This window comes from Vibrio sp. T11.5 (assembly GCF_027587155.1).
Lineage (GTDB): Bacteria > Pseudomonadota > Gammaproteobacteria > Enterobacterales > Vibrionaceae > Vibrio > Vibrio neptunius.
Map to the genome: position 1 here is coordinate 261877 of NZ_JAPPTP010000002.1, position 21255 is coordinate 283131.

General features: G+C 44.6%; 22 protein-coding genes and 1 tRNA gene. 12 read left to right on the forward strand and 11 right to left on the reverse strand.

All coding sequences use genetic code 11. The annotated features are described in order from the left end of the window. From ftsB to folB, 4 genes are all read right to left on the reverse strand, one after another. Window positions 1-279, reverse strand: a complete 279-nt coding sequence (gene ftsB, locus OH455_RS04350) for a cell division protein FtsB (RefSeq protein ID WP_045977795.1) — start codon at window positions 277-279, stop codon at window positions 1-3. 108 nt (window positions 280-387) lie between these two features. Beyond that, window positions 388-1191, reverse strand: coding sequence for an undecaprenyl-diphosphate phosphatase (locus tag OH455_RS04355; protein ID WP_045977796.1), 804 nt, complete (start codon window positions 1189-1191; stop codon window positions 388-390). Between the two features lie 11 nt (window positions 1192-1202). Further along, window positions 1203-1697, reverse strand: a complete 495-nt coding sequence (gene folK, locus OH455_RS04360) for a 2-amino-4-hydroxy-6-hydroxymethyldihydropteridine diphosphokinase (protein ID WP_269980468.1) — start codon at window positions 1695-1697, stop codon at window positions 1203-1205. Then, window positions 1694-2047 (reverse strand): bifunctional dihydroneopterin aldolase/7,8-dihydroneopterin epimerase, encoded by a 354-nt coding sequence (gene folB / locus OH455_RS04365; protein ID WP_269980469.1) that lies wholly within the window; start codon window positions 2045-2047, stop codon window positions 1694-1696. Before folB ends, folK begins: the two co-directional genes overlap by 4 nt. Before the next feature lie 158 nt (window positions 2048-2205). Here folB and plsY point away from each other — a divergent pair, with 158 nt between their 5' ends. After that, window positions 2206-2817: a glycerol-3-phosphate 1-O-acyltransferase PlsY gene (plsY, locus tag OH455_RS04370; protein WP_045977799.1), complete on the forward strand. Its 612-nt coding sequence runs from the start codon at window positions 2206-2208 to the stop codon at window positions 2815-2817. A 17-nt stretch (window positions 2818-2834) separates the two neighbouring features. Here the strand turns inward: plsY and OH455_RS04375 are convergent, their stop codons facing one another. Both OH455_RS04375 and tsaD read right to left on the reverse strand, forming a co-directional pair. Beyond that, a complete protein-coding gene (locus tag OH455_RS04375; RefSeq protein WP_269980470.1) occupies window positions 2835-3650 on the reverse strand; it encodes an alpha/beta fold hydrolase in 816 nt (271 codons plus the stop codon). Window positions 3651-3788: 138 nt separating this feature from the next. Further along, the gene (gene tsaD, locus OH455_RS04380) at window positions 3789-4805 is read right to left on the reverse strand and encodes a tRNA (adenosine(37)-N6)-threonylcarbamoyltransferase complex transferase subunit TsaD (RefSeq protein ID WP_269980471.1); all 1017 of its coding nucleotides are present in this window, start codon (window positions 4803-4805) and stop codon (window positions 3789-3791) included. Window positions 4806-5033: 228 nt separating this feature from the next. Here tsaD and rpsU point away from each other — a divergent pair, with 228 nt between their 5' ends. From rpsU to OH455_RS04405, 5 genes are all read left to right on the forward strand, one after another. Next, window positions 5034-5249, forward strand: a complete 216-nt coding sequence (gene rpsU, locus OH455_RS04385) for a 30S ribosomal protein S21 (protein WP_001145625.1) — start codon at window positions 5034-5036, stop codon at window positions 5247-5249. A 26-nt stretch (window positions 5250-5275) separates the two neighbouring features. Further along, window positions 5276-5719, forward strand: a complete 444-nt coding sequence (locus OH455_RS04390; RefSeq protein WP_269980472.1) for a GatB/YqeY domain-containing protein — start codon at window positions 5276-5278, stop codon at window positions 5717-5719. 93 nt (window positions 5720-5812) lie between these two features. Further along, window positions 5813-7570 (forward strand): DNA primase, encoded by a 1758-nt coding sequence (gene dnaG / locus OH455_RS04395; protein ID WP_269980473.1) that lies wholly within the window; start codon window positions 5813-5815, stop codon window positions 7568-7570. A 97-nt stretch (window positions 7571-7667) separates the two neighbouring features. Further along, a complete protein-coding gene (gene rpoD, locus OH455_RS04400; RefSeq protein WP_045977803.1) occupies window positions 7668-9521 on the forward strand; it encodes an RNA polymerase sigma factor RpoD in 1854 nt (617 codons plus the stop codon). A gap of 139 nt (window positions 9522-9660) precedes the next feature. Beyond that, window positions 9661-9736: transfer RNA gene (locus OH455_RS04405), tRNA-Ile, on the forward strand. A gap of 345 nt (window positions 9737-10081) precedes the next feature. Here OH455_RS04405 and OH455_RS04410 read toward each other — a convergent pair. Both OH455_RS04410 and djlA read right to left on the reverse strand, forming a co-directional pair. Further along, on the reverse strand, window positions 10082-11203 hold the full coding sequence (locus OH455_RS04410) for a carbohydrate porin (RefSeq protein ID WP_269980474.1): 1122 nt from the start codon (window positions 11201-11203) through the stop codon (window positions 10082-10084). Between the two features lie 346 nt (window positions 11204-11549). Next, entirely contained in the window at window positions 11550-12401 is an 852-nt protein-coding gene (gene djlA, locus OH455_RS04415; protein ID WP_269980475.1) for a co-chaperone DjlA, read from the reverse strand. A gap of 148 nt (window positions 12402-12549) precedes the next feature. Here djlA and lptD point away from each other — a divergent pair, with 148 nt between their 5' ends. The 6 genes from lptD to apaH all read left to right on the forward strand — a co-directional run bounded on the left by lptD (window position 12550) and on the right by apaH (window position 19345). Continuing rightward, window positions 12550-14919 (forward strand): LPS assembly protein LptD, encoded by a 2370-nt coding sequence (lptD, locus tag OH455_RS04420; RefSeq protein WP_269980476.1) that lies wholly within the window; start codon window positions 12550-12552, stop codon window positions 14917-14919. Between the two features lie 52 nt (window positions 14920-14971). Then, the gene (gene surA, locus OH455_RS04425) at window positions 14972-16267 is read left to right on the forward strand and encodes a peptidylprolyl isomerase SurA (RefSeq protein ID WP_269980477.1); all 1296 of its coding nucleotides are present in this window, start codon (window positions 14972-14974) and stop codon (window positions 16265-16267) included. Further along, a complete protein-coding gene (gene pdxA / locus OH455_RS04430; RefSeq protein WP_269980478.1) occupies window positions 16257-17249 on the forward strand; it encodes a 4-hydroxythreonine-4-phosphate dehydrogenase PdxA in 993 nt (330 codons plus the stop codon). The genes surA and pdxA overlap by 11 nt, the downstream gene beginning before the upstream one ends. A 12-nt stretch (window positions 17250-17261) precedes the next feature. Further along, window positions 17262-18068, forward strand: coding sequence for a 16S rRNA (adenine(1518)-N(6)/adenine(1519)-N(6))-dimethyltransferase RsmA (rsmA, locus tag OH455_RS04435; protein ID WP_269980479.1), 807 nt, complete (start codon window positions 17262-17264; stop codon window positions 18066-18068). 71 nt (window positions 18069-18139) lie between these two features. Then, window positions 18140-18517, forward strand: a complete 378-nt coding sequence (gene apaG, locus OH455_RS04440; protein ID WP_045977810.1) for a Co2+/Mg2+ efflux protein ApaG — start codon at window positions 18140-18142, stop codon at window positions 18515-18517. A gap of 18 nt (window positions 18518-18535) precedes the next feature. After that, window positions 18536-19345, forward strand: a complete 810-nt coding sequence (gene apaH, locus OH455_RS04445; RefSeq protein ID WP_269980480.1) for a bis(5'-nucleosyl)-tetraphosphatase (symmetrical) ApaH — start codon at window positions 18536-18538, stop codon at window positions 19343-19345. A 51-nt stretch (window positions 19346-19396) separates the two neighbouring features. On the opposite strand, the gene folA is transcribed toward apaH, so the two are convergent. The 3 genes from folA to OH455_RS04460 are packed head-to-tail and all read right to left on the reverse strand — an operon-like array spanning window position 19397 to window position 21142. Continuing rightward, a complete protein-coding gene (folA, locus tag OH455_RS04450; RefSeq protein ID WP_269980481.1) occupies window positions 19397-19882 on the reverse strand; it encodes a type 3 dihydrofolate reductase in 486 nt (161 codons plus the stop codon). Between the two features lie 22 nt (window positions 19883-19904). Beyond that, window positions 19905-20375, reverse strand: a complete 471-nt coding sequence (locus OH455_RS04455; RefSeq protein ID WP_269980482.1) for a threonine/serine exporter family protein — start codon at window positions 20373-20375, stop codon at window positions 19905-19907. After that, window positions 20375-21142, reverse strand: coding sequence for a threonine/serine exporter family protein (locus OH455_RS04460; RefSeq protein WP_045977814.1), 768 nt, complete (start codon window positions 21140-21142; stop codon window positions 20375-20377). The genes OH455_RS04455 and OH455_RS04460 overlap by 1 nt, the downstream gene beginning before the upstream one ends. Window positions 21143-21255 lie beyond the last annotated feature (113 nt).

A 21255-nucleotide genomic window follows, 5' to 3' on the forward strand; every position in this document is an offset into this window, starting at 1 on the left:
TCAGTTGTCATCTCCGACAATGCGGTAAAACGTCTCACCTTCTTTTACCATCCCCAGTTCGTGACGAGCGCGCTCTTCGATTGCGTCTAGTCCTTGGCGAAGGTCATCAATTTCAGCGAACATTTCATCGTTTCGGTTCTGCAGGTTGCCATTGACCTGATGCTGAACTTCAATTTCAGCTTTGACCGACTGAAACTCAGAGATGCCATTTTTGCCCAACCACAAGGTGTACTGCAGCCAGCCTAATAACAAGAGTAAAGTTAGGGCAAAAATTCGCATAAAATATTCTAAGAATGAGAGATATAGAAAGACCACATATATATCATAATGTCTCTTTTCAAGCGAGATTGAAGAATGTGGTCTTTACAAAGTTATTGATGATTGTGCCTACTGCATGAGTAAAAATGCAAACAAACCGAAGCCGAGGATCAATCGGTAAATCACGAAAGGTGTCATTCCCATTCTAGAGATCAATTTCAGGAAGAAATGAATACATACGTAGGCGCTGATAAACGAGGTTACGATCCCGGTCAGCAACACACCCAAATGAATAGGGTCGCCACTGCTTACTAGTTTCAGACCTAAATAACCACCAGCCAATAGAATGATAGGAATAGACATTAAGAAGGAAAATCTTGCCGCCGCTTCTCGGGTAAAACCTAGGTACAAGGCTGCCGTGATCGTCGCACCAGAACGCGAAGTGCCAGGAATCATGGCTAGTGCCTGAGCAACACCAATAAATAATGCTTTTTTCCAATCCGCCTGATATTCATCATCCTCGAGACTCGAATATTTATCGACATACCATAGCAATAAACCAAACACGATCGTGGTGGTCGCTATCACCCAAGCACTGCGCAGATACAATTCTATAAAGTCTTTCATTAGCAAACCAAACACACACGCAGGAATAGTTGCTAGAATGATCATCCACGCCAGTTTTGCTTCTTTACTGCGATCACCTTTAAAAATAGACGCAAAAAAGGCCGACAGTAACGACACAACTTCACTACGAAAATAGATCATGACGGCTGCTAATGTACCAACATGTACGGCCACATCGAACGCTAAACCTTGATCTTCCCAGCCTAAAACCGCTGAAGGCAAGATTAAGTGCGCCGAGCTGGAAATAGGCAAGAACTCGGTAAGACCTTGTATTAAGGCCAGAATAAACGCTTCAAAATAACTCATTAGATACTCAATTATGTTTGGTAATCAAACCAGAGGTCGACTTTATTTAAGGTTTCCGGATAAGACGATTCGAGCCAGATTTGGCGTATGGTTCGACCATCACCTGGCACACAACGTTCAGCACAAAGCTCATTAAGTGGCTCAATCACAAAACCGTATTTGTAGATATCGCTCCGGGGAAGCTCCGGCGAACGCTCAGAGATAGTCTGATCAAATAAAATGATATCGAGATCGATAGTCCGCGGCTGAAACTTTTGGGCATCTTCTTCCCTACCCCATTTGAGCTCAATATGACGCAGTTGTCGTGAAAACTCCGTTAAACTTAACGGCGTTTTCATTTCTACGACAAGGTTATAGAAGGTATCCCCTTCAAACCCAACCGCTTCACACTCATAAATCGTGGACAGTCTAAGATTCTGACCCAAAGCAGACAACTCATCAATTGCGGCTTTAATGTGTTTACGCCTTTCTACATTGGATCCTACTCCAATGTATGTGGTGTTCATGCCACGCCTCGTTCAATGATAACTCCAACACCGGAAGCTTGTGGTACAGCACCAGGTTTGGTTAGGCGAATCTTGACCCATGGCACACTGAATTGCGTCATGATCAGTTGCGCCACTTCTTCAGCTACACGCTCAACAAGTAAAAAACGGCCAGATTCAATATGAGATAACACCGCAGAACTGACTTGCGCATAATCCAGCGCATCAGCCACATCATCACTTTTACCTGCTGGTTGATTGTCATGAGCCATTTCAATATCCAAAACCAGCTTTTGTTTGATTTCCTGTTCCCAATCGTAAACGCCGATAGTGGTGATCACTTCTAACTGCTCGATAAATACTTTATCCATGCGCTTTGCTTCCTTTAGAGGTCGGATACCCAAATCAGGTAAAAAGTCGTACTATTTTTATCTCAAACGCCACGCAGTTGGTAGTTTGAGTATTCTAAGCGCGATATGATATCAATTACTTGCCTAGCTAACATCTCTTTATAACGAGTAACTTTACTATGACGCCACTAGCACTTGTCATGATCATCCTTGCCTATCTACTGGGCTCGATCTCAAGTGCTGTTTTGATCTGTCGTATACTCAGGTTTCCTGACCCTCGAGGAGTAGGCTCTCACAACCCAGGCGCGACCAACGTGTTAAGAATTGGAGGTAAAAAGGCAGCAGCGGCAGTGCTGCTGTTCGATATGCTCAAAGGGACTATTCCCGTCTGGGGTGGCTACTTCCTGAATATTGACCCAATCATTCTTGGTGTAATTGCCATCGCAGCCTGTTTAGGCCATATGTATCCGATCTTCTTTCATTTTAAAGGTGGTAAAGGTGTTGCGACTGCCTTAGGCGCCATAGCCCCAATAGGACTCGACTTGACAGCAATGATCATTGCAACATGGCTGTTAGTAGTACTGATTTTCCGTTACTCATCTCTGGCTGCCATCGTCACGGTACTATTAGCACCTTTATATACTTGGATGATCAAACCTCAATACACATTACCCGTCGCCATGCTATGTTGTCTGATTGTGTTCAGGCACCACCAAAATATCAGACGCTTGTTTGAGGGAACAGAACCTAAAGTCGGCGAGAAAAAGAAAGGAATCAACAAGGCCTCCTGATGAGGCCTTGTTATTGTCTAGCTGTATACCTTGGAAAGGAAGTTCTGCAGCATTGCGGTCACAAATTCCGGCTGCTCTAGGTTGGCAATGTGACCAGCTTTTGGTACCTGAATCAGCTCAGAATCGGTAATACAATCGTTCATCAAATACGATTCCAGTGCCGGACGAGGAATATCTTCTTGCCCCACAGCGATCAGCACAGGTAACGTGAACTTCTCAATATCTTCGATTTGATCTCGACGACCAAACACCATTCGCCCCATACGTGCGACTTCGGCAGCTTGCTGACCTTTCAGATTAGATAACTTCTCTCGAAACCCAGCTACTAAATCAGGTGAATCTTGCTCTGCATTTCGCGCAAAAAACATCGGGGTCACAATATCAATGATAGGCTCTGGAACCATTTGTGCGGCCGAAATCGTCTCCAACATCGTAAAGTATTTCTTGTGGGTCACTTCCGGCTCTAAACCAACGAACGTATCCATCATAACTAGAGATTTGACACGCTCAGACGCCAGATTTACCACTTCACTGCCCCACATACCACCCACAGAAAGCCCGATAATCGAAAACTGCTCAACTTCTAGATGGTCCATTAACGCTATAATTTGCTGAGCATAATCCACCAGTGAGTGAGTTGAATCTGGGGCAAACTCAGACTGACCATGCGCCCAGAAATCCGGCACTATGCAGCGATAATTTTGACTTAAGACTTCAATTTGAGGCGCCCACATTTTGCTGTCCCACAAATAGCTGTGACCCAAAACGATAACTGGGCCTTGGCCAACATCCTGATACGCCATTTGATGGCCATCTACAGCAAATTTATTCACAGTTTTTTCCATTGATATTGTCTATAAAACTTAAGAGTATCATTAATAACAAAATTAACACCTCGGATGTATTCAGTTTTACACCAGAAGAAAGAAAAAAGGCCGACTCTCAAGAGCGGCCTTATTGCAGCAAGTCATTTATGCGATGGGTTCAAGCTGATCGATAGGCCAACGTGGCGTTGCCTGAACGGATAAATCAGCCAGCTCACCGTTCTTTAAGCGTTGCATACCTGCGTAAGCGATCATCGCACCATTATCAGTACAAAATTCGGTGCGAGGGTAATAAACCTCACCACCCATTTTCTTTGCTAACTGCTCCAAGTCTGAGCGTAGGCGGCGGTTAGCACTCACACCACCCGCAATTACAATACGCTTAAAGCCAGTTTGCTCTAGCGCTCGCTTACATTTTATCGTTAATGTAGCACACACCGCTTCTTCAAACGCCAGAGCAATATCAGCACGAGTTTGCTCATCGTCACCATTCGCAGCAATGGTGTTAGCCGTGAATGTTTTCAGCCCAGAAAAACTCATATCTAAGCCCGGTCTATCCGTCATTGGACGAGGAAATTTAAAGCGCCCTGGCGTACCTTTTTCGGCCAACTTAGAAAGCAGTGGGCCTCCAGGGTAATCCAAACCCATCAGCTTAGCTGTTTTATCAAATGCTTCACCAGCGGCATCATCGATCGACTCACCAAGAATCTTATATTCACCAATGCCGTTTACTTCAACCATCATGGAATGCCCACCAGAGACCAATACCGCAACGAATGGAAAAGGTGGAGGATTATCTTCCAACATAGGGGCAAGGAGGTGACCTTCCATATGATGGACAGGCACAGCAGGCACACCCCACGCATACGCCAAGCTACGACCGATAGTTGCTCCTACAAGTAACGCCCCAACCAAGCCCGGACCTGCAGTATAAGCAACCCCATCAATATCCTTTGGCGTCAGGTTCGCTTCAGCCATTGCAGATTTGATTAATGGGATCGTTTTCTTTACATGATCTCGTGAAGCAAGCTCAGGAACCACACCACCATAATCGGCATGGAGCTTAACCTGACTGTATAGCTTATGAGAAAGAAGGCCCTTCTCATCGTCATAAATCGCGATGCCTGTTTCATCACATGAGGTTTCAATACCAATAATGCGCATGGTTTAACCTAGGTGTCTTAATCTCAGATTCAAAATTGACGCAATCTTACCTCGGCTTGGCTTCGCAAACAAATTTTGTATACTGAATAGACGGAAAAGGGCTTTACAAAGCCTATGCGATCGGATTAAAATTCCGCACCATTTTTGATCAAGCTGATTGTAGACCCAGCATTTGAGCTCGGTACTGTGAAGTCAGCATTAACGAATAACCCCTGAGGTGAAAGGCATATGCCAGTAGTTAAAGTACGTGAAAACGAACCGTTCGACGTTGCTCTACGTCGTTTCAAACGCTCTTGCGAAAAAGCAGGTATCCTTTCTGAAGTGCGTCGTCGTGAGCACTACGAAAAGCCAACTACAGTTCGCAAACGCGCTAAAGCAGCGGCTCAAAAGCGTCACGCTAAGAAGCTAGCTCGCGAAAACGCTCGTCGCGTTCGCCTGTACTAATAACTAAGTCCAAAAGGATTATAGTTATGGCTCTGATTGATACTCTCAAAGAAGAGCAAAAATTAGCGATGAAAGCCAAGAACAAGTTGCGTCTTGGTACTATTCGTTTAGCTCTTTCCGCCATTAAACAACGTGAAGTTGACGAACAGATTACTCTGGGCGACGACGATATTCTCGCTGTACTGACGAAAATGGTTAAACAACGTCGTGACTCTGTCGCTCAATTCGAATCAGCAGGTCGTCAAGACCTTGCTGACGCTGAGCAAGCTGAGATTGCTGTACTTGAGGACTTCATGCCTCAACCGCTAACGGATGAAGAAGTGGCTGCACTTGTTGAAAGTGCTATTTCTGATTCAGGTGCTGCGGGCATGCAAGACATGGGTAAAGTAATGGGCGTGCTTAAGCCTCAAATTCAAGGGCGTGCAGATATGGGTAAAGTAAGTGGTTTAGTTCGCGCTAAACTTGGTTAATTACCCAACCCAAATTGCAACAAGCCGTGCTATCCTCCGGAACGCACGGCTTGTTTGTATCTAGATTAGTCTTTTCTTTCTTTGTTAGGTTTTATGGCAGGACACATCCCCCGCAGTTTCATTGATGACCTACTGGCTCGACTGGATATCGTCGATATCATTGACGCTCGGGTAAAACTTAAGAAAAAAGGCAAAAACTACGGCGCATGCTGCCCTTTCCACAACGAAAAAACGCCTTCTTTTAGTGTCAGCCAAGAAAAGCAGTTTTATCACTGTTTCGGCTGTGGGGCACACGGCAATGCCATCGACTTCATGATGGAGTACGAACGCCTTGAGTTTCCTGAAGCCATTGAAGAACTCGCTTCCTCTGTTGGTCTTGATGTTCCGAGAGAACAACGTCAAGGTGGACGTTTTCCTGCCAATCAGCCTCAAGCAAACACCGAGCAAAAACGCAATCTCTACGATTTAATGGCTGGGATCGCGCAATTCTATCAAACACAACTCAAACTTTCCGCCAGTAAGGTCGCGATCGATTATCTCAAAGGTCGTGGTTTGTCGGGTGAAATTGTTCAGAAGTTTTGTATTGGCTATGTTGCAGATGAATGGGATCTCATCCGTAAAAACTTTGGCCAGCAGAAACAAGCTCAAGATATGCTTGTTTCAGGTGGTATGCTGATTGAGAATGAAAAAGGGAACCGCTATGACCGTTTTCGTGGTCGGGTGATGTTCCCGATCCGCGACCGGCGCGGCCGAGTGATTGGTTTTGGGGGACGAGTCCTTGGGGATGGAACACCAAAATACCTTAACTCACCAGAAACACCGATATTTCATAAGGGTAAAGAGTTATATGGCTTATATGAAGTCATGCAGGCTTATCGTGAACCTCCACAGATATTGGTTGTTGAAGGCTATATGGACGTCGTTGCGCTTGCTCAATATGGTGTTGACTATTCAGTGGCTTCACTGGGTACATCAACCACAGGTGACCATATTCAACTTTTGTTCCGTCAAACCAATACTGTTGTTTGTTGCTACGATGGTGACCGAGCAGGTAAAGAAGCGGCATGGCGAGCACTCGAGAATGCGCTACAATACCTAAAAACAGGTAACACTCTGAAGTTTTTGTTTCTTCCCGACGGTGAAGATCCCGATAGTTATATTCGAAAGCATGGTAAAGATGCTTTCGAGCAACAAATGAAACAAGCGATTCCTCTATCACGCTACCTGTTTGAGAACTTGATCGAAATTAACCAGCTCAACTTAGGCAGCAATGAAGGAAAGTCCGCACTGCGTGCACATGCCAGTAACCTGATCAATAAAATACCAGACCCCTATTTCCAAGAGTTGCTGGAAAAACTTCTTGATGAACGCACTGGGTTTGACAACAGGTTGCGTCAACCACGTAAGAAAGTCAGTGAAACCAAGCCTCAACCGCATAAAGAACTCAAGCGAACTCCCATGCGTGAGGTTATCGCTTTGCTTATTCAGAATCCGAGCTATGCTCAAATGGTACCTGATTTGGCAAGTGTGAGAGACTTACCAGTCCCAGGATTAAGTTTATTCATCGAGGTGCTTGAATATTGTCATCAGCACCCCAATGTAAACACAGGCCAGTTAACTGAACACTGGAGAGATACGAGCCATGAAGCTCTAATGTCTCGTTTAGCCGGATGGGAAATCCCACTCGACGAAGATAATGAACAAGATATATTTTTAGACTCACTGGACAAAATACTTGCTCAGTGTGTCGAAAAACAAATTGAAAATCTGCAGGCCAAAGAAAGAAGTGTCGGTTTATCAACCGAAGAAAGAAGGGAGCTGCTAGCACTAATGCTAGATTTAAAAGCGTAACCCTGTTCGAATAGTCAGCAACAAATTAATTTGTTAATATGTGTGGTTTGCACTCGCATACTAATTCCTTCACCAGATACTAAGTTGGATACCGTCTATGGATCAAAATCCGCAGTCACAGCTAAAACAACTTGTCATTAAAGGCAAGGAACAAGGCTATCTGACCTACGCAGAAGTAAATGACCACCTGCCAGCAGAAATCGTAGATTCCGAGCAGGTCGAAGATATCATTCAGATGATTAACGACATGGGTATTAGAGTAGTAGAAACTGCTCCGGATGCTGATGATCTTGCACTGAACGATGACGATACAATCACCGATGAAGACGCAGCTGAAGCAGCTGCTGCTGCGCTTTCAAGCGTAGAAAATGAAATCGGCCGCACCACTGACCCTGTGCGTATGTACATGCGCGAAATGGGCACCGTAGAACTGCTGACTCGCGAAGGTGAGATCGATATTGCAAAGCGTATTGAAGATGGTATCAACCAAGTTCAAAACGCTGTTGCTGAGTATCCAGGAACTATCCCTTATATTCTTGAGCAGTTTGATAAGGTACAGGCCGAAGAACTTCGCCTAACTGACCTTATCACGGGCTTCGTCGATCCGGACGCAGATGAAACAACGGCACCAACGGCTACGCATATCGGTTCTGAACTTGCAGAAGCAGACCTTGAAGACGAAGATGCCGAGGAAGAAGACGCAGAAGAGTCAGAAGACGATGAAGAAGAGGAAGATACAGGGATCGATCCTGAGCTTGCTCTAGAGAAGTTCACAGCTTTACGTAACACTTTCCAAAACTACCAGCTTGCTTGTAACGAATATGGAAACGAGAGCCCGAAAGCGACACTTGCTCATGAAATGGTCATCGACGTCTTCAAAGAATTCCGTCTAACGCCCAAACAGTTTGACTACCTTGTTGAAGAACTGCGCACCTCAATGGAGCGTGTACGTACTCAAGAACGCCTGATCATGAAGGCATCTGTTGAGTATGGCAAGATGCCTAAGAAGTCTTTCATTACTCTTTTCACAGGCAACGAATCAAGCGAAGCATGGCTGGATGAAATTTTATCTTCTGATAAGCCATATGCAGAAAAGATCCGTCGCAGTGAAGAAGATATTCGTCGTTCGATCTCAAAATTAAAGATCATCGAAGAAGAAACATCACTCACAGTTCAAAACATCAAAGACATCAGCCGCCGTATGTCTATCGGTGAAGCAAAAGCTCGCCGTGCGAAGAAAGAGATGGTTGAAGCAAACTTGCGTCTGGTTATTTCTATCGCGAAGAAATACACCAACCGTGGTCTACAGTTCTTGGACCTGATCCAAGAGGGTAACATCGGCCTAATGAAAGCCGTTGATAAATTTGAGTACAGACGTGGTTACAAGTTCTCGACTTACGCAACTTGGTGGATCCGTCAGGCAATTACTCGTTCGATTGCAGACCAAGCTCGTACTATCCGTATACCAGTGCACATGATCGAGACGATCAACAAGCTTAACCGTATCTCTCGTCAAATGCTTCAGGAGATGGGTCGCGAGCCGTTGCCGGAAGAACTTGCAGAACGCATGCAAATGCCGGAAGACAAAATCCGTAAAGTTCTGAAGATTGCTAAAGAGCCAATCTCAATGGAAACACCAATCGGTGATGACGAAGATTCGCACTTAGGTGATTTCATCGAAGATACAACTCTAGAGCTACCACTAGACTCTGCAACATCAGGCAGTCTTAAAGTCGCTACTAAAGATGTTCTTGCAGGTTTAACACCTCGTGAAGCGAAAGTACTGCGTATGCGCTTTGGTATCGACATGAACACCGACCACACTCTTGAAGAAGTAGGTAAGCAGTTCGACGTTACTCGCGAGCGTATTCGTCAAATTGAAGCGAAGGCATTGCGTAAGCTGCGCCATCCAAGCCGTTCAGAGACTCTACGCAGTTTCTTGGATGAATAACCCATCAATTTGATTAAAAGGCGAGCAAGTGCTCGCCTTTTTTATATCTAAATGATTTAAGTGGATAAAAACCAAGCGCATTTACCCTATTAAGTGTCTAGACAGCCTAGTCGGCTTCCCCTATAATTCTTGTCCTAACGGCCCCTTAGCTCAGTGGTTAGAGCAGTCGACTCATAATCGATTGGTCCGCAGTTCAAGTCTGCGAGGGGCCACCACTTTCGTTCGGTGAAGAACAAGAAAGGCCTGAGAGCGATTCCGCTTCTCAGGCCTTTTGCTTTTCTCACGACCGTATAGCAAAACAGGTTTATGCTACTAGAATCAAGAATCCTATTTTGAACAACCTAACTTTAACCCAGTAACAGTTAACGCATTCTAGTGGAGATACTGGTTAAAGAGGTAAATGGATACCTCTTCGTTCAGTGCGCGCCTGTCTACTCTGATAACCGTCATAGTGTGTGATCTCCATTTGGCTACAAAAACCATAAAAACATTATATGACGATGAGCGTTCCCTTCAGCATGATATTGTTTTCGTTGAGTGGCTGAGCGTTAAATAAACGCCTAGATACTCACTTTTATGTTCCCTCGGATACCAAATACCCAAGCACTATCTACCTGAGAGTTGAAAGGAAGGCGACTAAGATATTGAGCATTGGGGGCTATCGATACAGGGCCAAAATTCATTTGATAATAAAGTTCAGAGTTGAACGTATCATCAAACGGAGCATTAGGTTGTGCCCAACCGACCGCCAAACCAAGTGTTCCGGGGCCCAGCCCGAGATAGCCAGTTCCAGCAACAACAGAGGACTTATAGAGGGCTTCTGGCCCTTTTGCGACTCCAGCTCTAAAGAAAGGCACCCAACTGCCCATTTTATAAATGGTCGACCAATTAGCCCCATAGTTCTCACTGGACTGCTCCTTAGGCCCGTCACTATGCCAAATCGTCAAGTGAGAGTTCTGCATATAAAATGCATCTTTACTAGGCACCCACCCAATTTCCAGCGACTTAAAATATTGGTTGTCACGAAAAAAGTTTTCAACCCCATCAAACGGCTCGGTAGAGTCTGCTTTCGCATCAGAGAAGCTTAAATATCCATAAAAGTTTTCAGACATCATGTGCCGAACAGAGACCCCGAATGTCGATTCATCAGGAATAGCAATCGAACCTGACCCCGTACTAAACTGGATGTTAGAGAAACCGGAATAGGGATTGCCAAGCGCGTAAGTGTCAATGTAGTCCGTACTGTCTAAAAAGCCGGCCATCATTTCTGTATCTTGTGCATTAAATTCATGCTTCCAATATAGATTGGTTAGCCTTGAACCAATATCACTAAAAGCGGGCTGTATTAAACCAAAACCACCGATATTCCCCATAACAAACTGAGACGGAGCATCTTCGGTATAATCATGTTTATGGTCGACCCTCAACCTTAATGAACCTGTATCTAGGTCAGTTTCATCTTGATAAGCCAACCAATCAATGGTTACCCTAGCGATACCAGCGGCCGCAGTACCCTCTTTTCCTGAAAGAGTTTCACTGGAAGTTAACCCAAATGCGTAATAGTCACCCGTCACACTCACTGTTTGTTGTTCAGAAGAATATACTTCACTGGCAGTCATTAATGCAGTTGCGACTACAAGGGTCATCAGAAACTGCGATTTTGATAATAAATGTTTACTCATTTCAATAGCTTCCTATGCTAGCTACTGAGTTGTACGACTTAGCTCAACCGTATTGTTTGAATAAAAAGGAGGACCGTTTTGCATGTGTGCAAAAGGAGAGAACATTACAATCTCGAGACGCGCATAAGTCCCTTAATTAATACTTATTAATCATTCAGATTCATTAAAGTTTAATCGTGTCCGTGATATGAGCAGGCCAGTGTCCTATAAGAATTTACGAGAGCATATACTCGATGAAGGCCTCAGGCAGGTCCAATTGTCACATCACTGTTGATTGAACTATAGGAAGTAAAAAAGCCTGATGATAAAACACATCAGGCGATTTATTTGCTCGTCTTAACTAGTTTTAGAAACCTTTGGTTTTTTTGATCAGGTCATAGGCACTTTGGATTTCTTGTGCCTTCTCTTTGGCTACATTCATCATTTCTGGCGGAAGACCTTTAGCCATCAGTTTATCTGGATGATGTTCATTCATCAGTTTACGGTATGCACGTTTAAGTGTTTTCGTATCGGCATTGCTGTCAACACCTAAAAGCTTGTACGCATCACTAAGCTGATCGGCAGTAGTGGCTTGCTGCCCTCGTCCGTATTGATGAGAGTGACCATTATTTGAATGTCCTCCAAAACCGCCTTGCTGAAAGCGGAATGCCGCTTCCTGCATGCGTAAGCGCTGCTCAAGCTGATCGGAAGAGAAACCCAACCCTTTCGCTACTTTATGTAGAACACTGCGTTCACTAGGGTGAATATCTCCATCTGCGAACGCTGCCGATATCTGCAATTCTAAGAAGAACTGCATCAGATCAAATCGCTCCCCAGCAGAAATTCGAACTCTCTCTAACACATTTTCCAACGGAAAGTCGGCTTCCTTACCCTCACGAAATGCATTCTGTGCTGCACGTCGCAGCTCACCATGCAAATTCATCCGTTCCATCATGGTGGTCGCTAACTGAATTTCTTCACGGGTAACTTGTCCTTTAGCTTTCGCTACATGTCCCATCACGGCGAAACCAGCTTTAAAAAATTCTTCTTGACGTTCAGTTTGGCTGGGGCCACCACCGAAGCCAGGGTTAAAACCAGCTTGGCGCAATCTGCGTGCTTTATCGAACTGATGACCTAAAAAAAGGCCGAATATCGCACCAAACGGTCCTCCCATGAGGAAACCAAAAAAAGTGCCAAGTATTTTGCCGAAAATATGCATTATGTGTTCTCAATCTCTGAATTTTTTCTTCATAAAGCGGTCTGATAGTGCCGTAAGCTATAAATTCCTTTATTATAGGGACCGTTTTATTTTACATTCGGTCACCTATTCACCGGATATATCAAGTTAAACAGGATAGTAAAACTCGATGTCACGTTTTCCTCGCACCTTGTTAGCCACTTCAATTAGTGCCGCTTTTCTTATGCCTCAGGCTCAGGCTGAAGACATCCCTCTGGACACGTCACAAGAAATGCCGTTCATTGGCGAATGCCAAACATTAGACCTTATTGATCAATGCTTGGTCAATGAAGAGGAGCCTGAAAACGCAAAACAACTGCCAATTAACGTTGAAGCCGACAGCTTAGAAGCGATCAATGGTGATAAATCGACCTATAGTGGTAACGTAACAGTTGTACAAGGCAAAAAACGCATGAAAGCGGACAATGTCACTCTTCATCAGCAAGATAATATTGTCGTCGCTGAGGGTAACGTGACATTCAGCGATGGCGAGTTAAAAACGATCTCAGACAAAGCCGTAAATCATCTAAATACTGAACAAGTGACATTAGAGAATACCAACTATAAATTCTTGTGTGAGCCTGGTCGCGGTGAAGCTGTCTATGTATCCAAAACAGGCAAAGCTGTCTATGAGATAGAGGATGGCACGATCACTTCTTGTCCAGAGGGTGACAAATCTTGGCGAATGAAGGCTTCGAGCATCGATATCGATCAAAACGAAGAGGAAGCCACCTTCTATAACCCTCGGTTTGAAATACTAAACGTCCCTGTTTTTTACCTACCATTTCTGACCGTCCCCATTGGTGATACGCGTAAAACTGGTTTCTTATATCCAACCGTTTCTTACGGTTCTAGTGATGGCTTTGAAATGCAGGTGCCGATTTACTGGAACTTGGCACCAAACTACGACTTAGAGACCACTCTAAAGTATATGCAGGAGCGAGGCACCCAGCTCAACAGCGAATTTAGATACCTCTCAGACCTCGGCTATAGTACGCTCAAATCTGAGTATTTACCTGATGATCAAAAGTACCCAGAGCAAGGTGACCGTTGGGGATTTCAGTGGCAACACAGCGGTATTTTCCAAGAGAATTGGAAATTTGAAATTGATTACTCGAAAGTCAGTGATATTAGCTATTTTTCCAATATTGACTCAAGCCTAGGCAATAAATCCGATGGTCAGCTTCTACAAGAAGCCAGAGCTACTTATCGTTCTTTAACATGGGATGCCGCCGTTTTAACTAGAGATTTTCAAGTATTAACCACCAGCAGTAACACGCCATACCGACTGTTACCTCAAGTCGAGTTTAACTATTATTCTCCGGAGTTAATGCGCTATCTCGATTTCGATGTGATCAGCCATGTGTCTCAATTTGATACTGATGATCCCGCTAAACCGTCTGCAACGCGAGTGCATGTTGAGCCTGGTATAAAAATACCTGTTGGCACTACTTGGGGAACTTGGACCACAGAAGCTCGAGTTTTAGGGACCTACTATCAGCAAGATTTAGGGGGACTCAACCTGAGTGATTTTAGTAGCCAAGGCTACAACTTAAAAGAGTCAACCTCACGAGTCATTCCAGAGTTTCGGACCCATGCAGGTGTCGTTTTAGAGAGAGATACCGTTCTGTTCGATAGCTACACTCAAACATTGGAACCTCAGATCCAATATTTGTATGTGCCTGAAGAAGATCAAAGTGAAATTTATCTCTATGATACGACGCTCCTTCAAACCGATTACTATGGTTTGTTCCGCAGCCGTAAGTACAGTGGCGTAGACAGAATTGCCGCAGCTAACCAGTTTAGTTATGGCGCTTCCACTCGCTTTTTTGATGAACAATATAAAGAACGCCTGAATATCTCATTCGGACAAATCTTCTACTTGGACAAAGATACTAAAAATTCCAATATCTCCAATCAAGATAACAAATCCGATTACTCTGCATGGGCGGTCGAAATGGACTTCAACTATGACGACTACCTCTTCTATCATGGTGGTATCCAATATGATATCGACACCAGTGAAGTTCAGCTCGGTAATAGCACACTTGAGTATCGATTCTCCGGAGGATTCATTCAAGGTAACTATCGCTACGTTACACGTAGTTATCTTGACAGTACCGTAGGAGACAGCCTGCCTCTAGATAGCCTAACCAAAGATGGCATTTCTCAGGCAGGCTTAATTGCGGGTTACCAGCTAACCAGAAAGTGGTATGCAAGTGCCCAATATTTCTACGACCTAACAACCGAAGAAGATTTGGAATGGCTAACCAACCTAAGTTACCGATCAGATTGCTGGTATATTGGCTTCTCGTACAGCAATCAACTGCGCAGTGGTTTACTGTCTGATCCCGTACAGCCTATATATGAAAACAACTTCAGCTTTAATTTCGGTATTATCGGATTCGGTACTTCTATCGGCTCTGACTCCGGCGTGACAGGATCTGATACGGCTAATAGCTCTTTAGGTTACGGTCGCCCGTTCTTCTTAAACAACTAATTTAAAAGCCTGTGGTCTAAATTCGCAGGCTCATTCTTTTAACAGGAAATTTATGAAACTTTGGAAGCAAACCTTGTTTGGGCTAATTGCAGCCAGCCAGTTTTCTTTTGTACAAGCAGAGCCTGTCGAACTGGACAAAGTCGCGGTGATTGTAAATGGTGGCGTAGTATTGCAAAGTGATATAGAGACTTCTCTCAAAACTATTCGCGCGAATGCTAAACAAAACCAACAATCGCTACCTGCTGACGCGACTCTGCGTGAACAAGTCACAGAAAAGCTAATAGTAGACACCATCCAGCAGCAGGAAGCGCAACGTATTGGCGTTCTTATCGATGACAGCCGCCTAAATGAAGCGATCGAAGAAATTGCAGAGAACAACAATCAGACGCTTGAGCAACTCACTAATTCTATAGCAAAAGAAGGATTGAGCTACGCGCAGTTCCGTGAACAGGTGCGCAAAGAAATTGCTGCTAGTGAAGCTCGAAACGCATTAGTTCGCCGTCGAATTAACATTTTGCCGGCTGAAGTTGATAACCTAGCAAACATGTTGGCTAAAGAAACCAACGCAACAGTGCAATACAAAATTGGCCATATCCAACTTCGTGTGAATGATGGTGATGACAAGGCAGCAATTGAAGAGAAAGCCAATCAAATCGTCAAGGAGCTTAATCAAGGTGCTGATTTCAGCACTTTGGCATATACTTATTCAAAAGGTCCAAAAGCACTACAAGGTGGTGATTGGGGCTGGATGCGCAAAGAAGAAATGCCTACTATCTTTGCAGACCAAATCAACCTAGAGAACAAAGGCAGTGTTATCGGTCCATTTCGCAGCGGTGTCGGTTTCCACATTCTAAAAATCGAGGATGTGAAAGGCCTAGAAACGGTTGCTGTGACAGAGGTCAATGCACGACATATTCTGATTAAACCTACAGTAATCCTCAGCGATGAAGGGGTGCAAAAAGAGTTACGCGATATCACTCGCCGTATTCAGTTGGGCGAAGCAACTTTTGGTGAAATGGCTCAACAATATAGCCAAGACCCGGGCTCAGCAGCACAACAAGGTGAATTGGGTTTCCAGACTTCAGACCTCTACGTTCCTGAATTCAAACATCAAATTGACACTCTTCCTGTTGGCCAAATAAGCGAACCATTTAAAACCGTGCATGGTTGGCATATTGTCGAAGTGATGGAGCGCCGTGAGGTTGACCGCACAGATTCAGCGCTCAAGAATAAAGCCTATCGCATTATCTTTAATCGTAAATTTAATGAAGAAGCTAGTGCTTGGCTGCAAGAAATCAGGGCAAGTGCTTTCGTAGAAGTCGTCAAGGAAGGACAAGATGACAATTAAACGTATTGTGATCACCGCAGGGGAGCCTGCAGGAATCGGACCTGATTTAGTTTTAGCCCTTTCGAAACAAAGTTGGCCACATCAAATAGTGGTCAGTGCCGATAAGGATTTGCTGGAGCAACGCGCTAAACAACTCGATATCAAAGTACAACTTATTGATTATGATGCTGAGGCGCTTCCTACCCCTCAGCAAGCTGGCTCGTTGATTATCGATCATATTGCGCTTAATGTCCCTGCGATTGCGGGTCAGCTCGATGAGAAAAATGGCCACTATGTATTAGAAACACTAGAAAGAGCCGCTTTGGGCTGTATGAATGGTGAGTTTGATGCTATTGTCACTGGTCCTGTACACAAAGGCGTAATTAATCGAGCTGGCGTCGCGTTTAGCGGTCATACTGAGTTCTTTGCTGACAAATCAAATACACCATTGGTGGTTATGATGCTGGCCACAGAGGGACTCAGAGTTGCCTTGGTAACAACTCATATTCCATTGGCTTACGTTTCTAAAGCGGTAACCGAAGATAGACTGAAGAAAATAGTACGTATTCTCCATCAGGATTTGGTTGAGAAGTTTGCTATTTCATCACCTAAAATATACGTCTGTGGATTGAATCCACATGCAGGAGAGGATGGCTGTCTGGGTCGGGAAGAGATTGACACCATCACACCAACGCTGAACAAGCTGCGCCATGAAGACGGTGTTGACCTTATCGGTCCATTACCTGCTGATACGATTTTTAACGAAAAGTATCTCAACGAGGCGGATGCCGTACTAGGCATGTACCACGATCAGGTTCTTCCGGTGCTAAAATACAAAGGTTTCGGTCGCTCAGTGAACATTACTCTGGGCCTCCCATTTATCAGGACATCCGTGGATCACGGTACGGCATTAGACCTTGCAGGGACAGGTGATGCAGACACAGGAAGTTTTACAACGGCACTCGCTCATGCTATTGAGCTTGTCGACAAGAAAACCAGTTAACTTGAGAACACTATGAGAAATGATGTCCATTTAGGACACAAAGCACGTAAGCGCTTTGGTCAAAACTTCTTGAACGACCCATACATTATTGATGGGATTGTCTCTGCCATCAATCCTAAGCCAGGTCAAAACTTGGTTGAGATCGGTCCTGGTCTAGGCGCGATTACTGAGCCTGTAGGTCGAGAAGTCGATAAGTTTACTGTCATTGAACTTGACCGAGATCTCGCGGAACGTTTAAGGACTCATCCTGAACTTGCGGATAAGCTGACCATTCATGAAGGCGACGCCATGCGTTTTGACTTCACACAATTGGTTAAGCCTAACAATAAATTACGCATCTTTGGCAATCTACCATACAACATCTCTACACCTTTGATGTTTCACCTCTTTGAATACCATAAAGATATTCAAGATATGCACTTTATGCTGCAAAAAGAGGTGGTGAATCGTTTAGCCGCAGGTCCTGGTACTAAGGCTTACGGCCGTCTAACGGTAATGGCGCAATACTACTGTAAAGTGGTTCCGGTGCTAGAAGTGCCGCCAACAGCATTCGTCCCACCACCAAAAGTTGATTCAGCCGTTGTTCGCCTCGTCCCATATGAGACTCTGCCATACCCAGCGACCAGCCTGAATTGGTTAGATCGCGTTTGTCGTGAAGGCTTCAACCAAAGACGCAAAACTGTTCGCAACTGTTTTAAATCTCTGGTCGATGCTGAAACGCTGGAGCAGTTGGGTATTAACCCTGGTATGCGTCCTGAAAATCTGACTCTAGAACAATTCGTTGATTTAGCTAACTGGTTAGACGCAAATCACAAATAATCTTCATATAATTAGAGTTGTAACCTGTTGGTCTACAACTCTAAATTTTTGACTTGCACGCAGGAGTCTACATGGAAGCTAACCCTTGTATTAAAGTTCAAGTTCATACTAAATACATTTCGGAACAATCTCAACCCGATTCCAAGCGCTACGTCTTTGCCTATATCATAACTATTAAAAATTTAAGCAATCAAACCGTTAAGCTCATCAGTCGTCGATGGTTAATCACAGATGCCAATGGCAAACAAATGACAGTTGAGGGCGATGGTGTCGTAGGTCAGCAGCCTTTTATTCCAGGTAGTGATGAGTATACCTACAGCAGTGGTACCGCTCTAGAAACTCCCGTTGGCGTCATGCAAGGTCAATACATTCTTCTTGATGAGAAAGGCCGAGAGTTTATCACCGAAATTGAGCCATTTAGACTTGCTCTACCTAATATTCTCAACTGATATCACTTAGGAATTTTTGTGTCCAATTATATTGTTGGTGATATTCAAGGCTGCTTTGATGAGCTACAACTACTCCTTAAACAAGCTAGCTTCGAACCTCAATCTGATACACTCTGGGTTGCAGGTGATCTGGTTGCACGAGGGCCAAAATCGTTAGAAACACTCCGGTTTATTAAAGATTTAGGCCAATCAGCTAAAGTCGTTTTAGGTAATCATGACCTGCACTTACTCGCCGTCTCAATAGGTGTACACAAAGTTAAGAGCAAGGATAAGACCGCTCCTATCTTTGATGCTGACGACAAACAGGAGCTACTCAATTGGCTTCGCCAGCAACCCCTTCTCGCGGAGCATGATGAATTCATTATGTGCCATGCAGGCATTTCACCGCAGTGGTCGCTTGATGTCGCTAGAAACAGTGCCAGAGAAGTCGAAGCCATTTTACAGAGTAAAGAATGGCATTGGCTGATCAAAAACATGTACGATAATCAGCCAGATTATTGGTATGGTAAACTCAAGGGCATTGAGCGCTACCGATATATCATTAACGCCTTCACAAGAATGCGCTTCTGCTTTTCCGATGGAAGGCTAGATATGGCCTGTAAGCGGCGACCAAAAGATGTCCAAGATAGTCATTTAACGCCATGGTTTAAACTTAACAATCGTATTCCGCTGAATAAGATAGTGTTGTTCGGCCATTGGGCAGCCTTGGAAGGCTATACTGGCAAAGATGTCATTGGATTAGATACAGGTTGTGTGTGGGGTGGTAGCCTGACGATGTTGAGATGGGAAGATAAAACGTTTTTTACCCAAGATGCGCTAGAAAGCTAGAGAGCCAACAACACTCCGCGACTCCTAGCTCACAAACCGTTAGCAAATCTGCTAGCCCTGTCGTTCTAAAACAACAAATCGCATATCGTACGCATTTTTTTCATCTGCTAAATAGTTTTCAGAATAGGTTTCTTCAAACATATCTCCCCAATGCGGAAATTGAGTATCGCCTTCTATTTGGGCGCCTATATAAGTCACGTAGAGCTTGTCAGCTTGAGGAAGGCAGGCTTTGTAAATCGCACCACCACCGATGATCATCACTTCGTCTACATCACCAGCAGCCTCTAAAGCATGATCAATAGAGATCACTGTTGTGACACCCTCGATGGCTAAGTTGACATCACGGCTGACCACAATGTTATGACGACCTGGAAGTGGGCGCCCAATCGACTCGTACGTCTTACGCCCCATAATAACAGGCTTGCCCATAGTACAACGTTTGAACCAAGCAAAATCTGCTGGCAGATGCCATGGCATTTGATTGTCTTTACCAATTACACGATCCTTTGCCATGGCGGCGATCATACTGATGATCATTGCTGATGCTCCTTTAAACGTATCAGACTATCGATTTCCGGCGATAGAATAGCAACCCAGGCATGGCTAAGCCAACCGCTAATCCCGCAATTATAAACATTGCTTTGAGGAAGTTTTCCGCCAACATGGCCACTAACTCATGGCTGTATCCTCTATGATTGAGCTCCACTAAGGCTATCATTGCCCTAAAAGCAAATACACCTGGGACCATAGGAATCAACGCGGCTACCGTAAACACTTTAGGATGAGCGAGAAAGCGATGAGACCAATGGATACCAATAATACTAACCAACATCGCGGCAAAAAAAGTAGCCCATTCGATAGTGATGCCAAAATGCATCATCAAGTAGCGTGAACCATGCCCAATTGCTCCCCCGATTGCACAATAGACCAAGGCTTTTTGGGGAACATTAAAGACTAAAGCAAACCCCACAGCGGGAATCGCGGCAAACAGCATGTCGTTGAGCAAAGCAACCAATAAATCAAACCACATCACAACACCCACCCCCAGACACCAACTAGGCTCATGGCCGCGACGATACCAAGGCAGGTTGCCAAGGTAAGCAGGCTTGCCATAACAAAGCGAGCAATGCCCATATTGATATAGCCTTTGAGCATATCCGCGACAGCATTAATTAAAGGAAACCCTGGCACCAGCATAAGTACCGAAGAGGCCATAACCAAAAACGGCGAATTACCTAACCCATAAATTACCGCTTGCGCTGACACAACGGTTGTAACAAACGCTGTCGCGGCAAAGTTCATCAAGGGGTTAAAGTGGCGATGGCCGATTTCCTGCCTGACTATCATCCCGATCGAAGAAGCGATAAATGTCATAGCAAAGACCACCCAATCTCCTCCCGCTAGTCGGCTAAATGCAGCACAAGATAAGCCTATCATCACTACGACTAGCCAACGGTTGTAACGTTCGGGATTAATTCTTTCCAGCTTATGCTGAGCCAAGGCATGGTCTATGATGCCTCTTTCAAGCATGATACAAATCCGTTGTATCTGAGTGATGACCCTCATATTGATTCCACGATCAGGGCTGCGGCGTGCAGTGGTAATACAGTGCTCCTGATATACAGTCGTCACTACTAACGAACTGGCAGATAAAGAAACTTCCACCTCATCCATACCACTCGCAAGTCCAATACGTCGGGTAATATCCCCTACCAATGTGCTCTCTGCTCCGTGAGCAAGCAGCATTTGCCCTGCTTGAGCGATAAGGCGAGAAACACTGCGTTGTTTTGAAACCATAAATCAATCCTACTCCTTTAGAAGCCTGTTATTGTGGCGAATCACGCCGACAATTGATTTGATTTAAATACAAAAAAGCCGCAATGCTTTAAACATTGCGGCTTTCAATCAAT

What these genes read in the sequence shown, in the direction of transcription:
- pdxA (WP_269980478.1), top strand. Translation starts at nt 16,257, where the DNA reads ATGACAATTAAACGTATTGTGATCACCGCAGGGGAGCCTGCAGGAATC.
- rsmA (WP_269980479.1), top strand. Translation starts at nt 17,262, where the DNA reads ATGAGAAATGATGTCCATTTAGGACACAAAGCACGTAAGCGCTTTGGT.
- folB (WP_269980469.1), bottom strand. Translation starts at nt 2,047, where the DNA reads ATGGATAAAGTATTTATCGAGCAGTTAGAAGTGATCACCACTATCGGC.
- tsaD (WP_269980471.1), bottom strand. Translation starts at nt 4,805, where the DNA reads ATGCGCATTATTGGTATTGAAACCTCATGTGATGAAACAGGCATCGCG.
- rpsU (WP_001145625.1), top strand. Translation starts at nt 5,034, where the DNA reads ATGCCAGTAGTTAAAGTACGTGAAAACGAACCGTTCGACGTTGCTCTA.
- OH455_RS04460 (WP_045977814.1), bottom strand. Translation starts at nt 21,142, where the DNA reads ATGGTTTCAAAACAACGCAGTGTTTCTCGCCTTATCGCTCAAGCAGGG.
- lptD (WP_269980476.1), top strand. Translation starts at nt 12,550, where the DNA reads ATGTCACGTTTTCCTCGCACCTTGTTAGCCACTTCAATTAGTGCCGCT.
- dnaG (WP_269980473.1), top strand. Translation starts at nt 5,813, where the DNA reads ATGGCAGGACACATCCCCCGCAGTTTCATTGATGACCTACTGGCTCGA.
- OH455_RS04355 (WP_045977796.1), bottom strand. Translation starts at nt 1,191, where the DNA reads ATGAGTTATTTTGAAGCGTTTATTCTGGCCTTAATACAAGGTCTTACC.
- plsY (WP_045977799.1), top strand. Translation starts at nt 2,206, where the DNA reads ATGACGCCACTAGCACTTGTCATGATCATCCTTGCCTATCTACTGGGC.
- folA (WP_269980481.1), bottom strand. Translation starts at nt 19,882, where the DNA reads ATGATCATCAGTATGATCGCCGCCATGGCAAAGGATCGTGTAATTGGT.
- OH455_RS04410 (WP_269980474.1), bottom strand. Translation starts at nt 11,203, where the DNA reads ATGAGTAAACATTTATTATCAAAATCGCAGTTTCTGATGACCCTTGTA.
- folK (WP_269980468.1), bottom strand. Translation starts at nt 1,697, where the DNA reads ATGAACACCACATACATTGGAGTAGGATCCAATGTAGAAAGGCGTAAA.
- apaG (WP_045977810.1), top strand. Translation starts at nt 18,140, where the DNA reads ATGGAAGCTAACCCTTGTATTAAAGTTCAAGTTCATACTAAATACATT.
- OH455_RS04455 (WP_269980482.1), bottom strand. Translation starts at nt 20,375, where the DNA reads ATGTGGTTTGATTTATTGGTTGCTTTGCTCAACGACATGCTGTTTGCC.
- OH455_RS04390 (WP_269980472.1), top strand. Translation starts at nt 5,276, where the DNA reads ATGGCTCTGATTGATACTCTCAAAGAAGAGCAAAAATTAGCGATGAAA.
- djlA (WP_269980475.1), bottom strand. Translation starts at nt 12,401, where the DNA reads ATGCATATTTTCGGCAAAATACTTGGCACTTTTTTTGGTTTCCTCATG.
- ftsB (WP_045977795.1), bottom strand. Translation starts at nt 279, where the DNA reads ATGCGAATTTTTGCCCTAACTTTACTCTTGTTATTAGGCTGGCTGCAG.
- surA (WP_269980477.1), top strand. Translation starts at nt 14,972, where the DNA reads ATGAAACTTTGGAAGCAAACCTTGTTTGGGCTAATTGCAGCCAGCCAG.
- rpoD (WP_045977803.1), top strand. Translation starts at nt 7,668, where the DNA reads ATGGATCAAAATCCGCAGTCACAGCTAAAACAACTTGTCATTAAAGGC.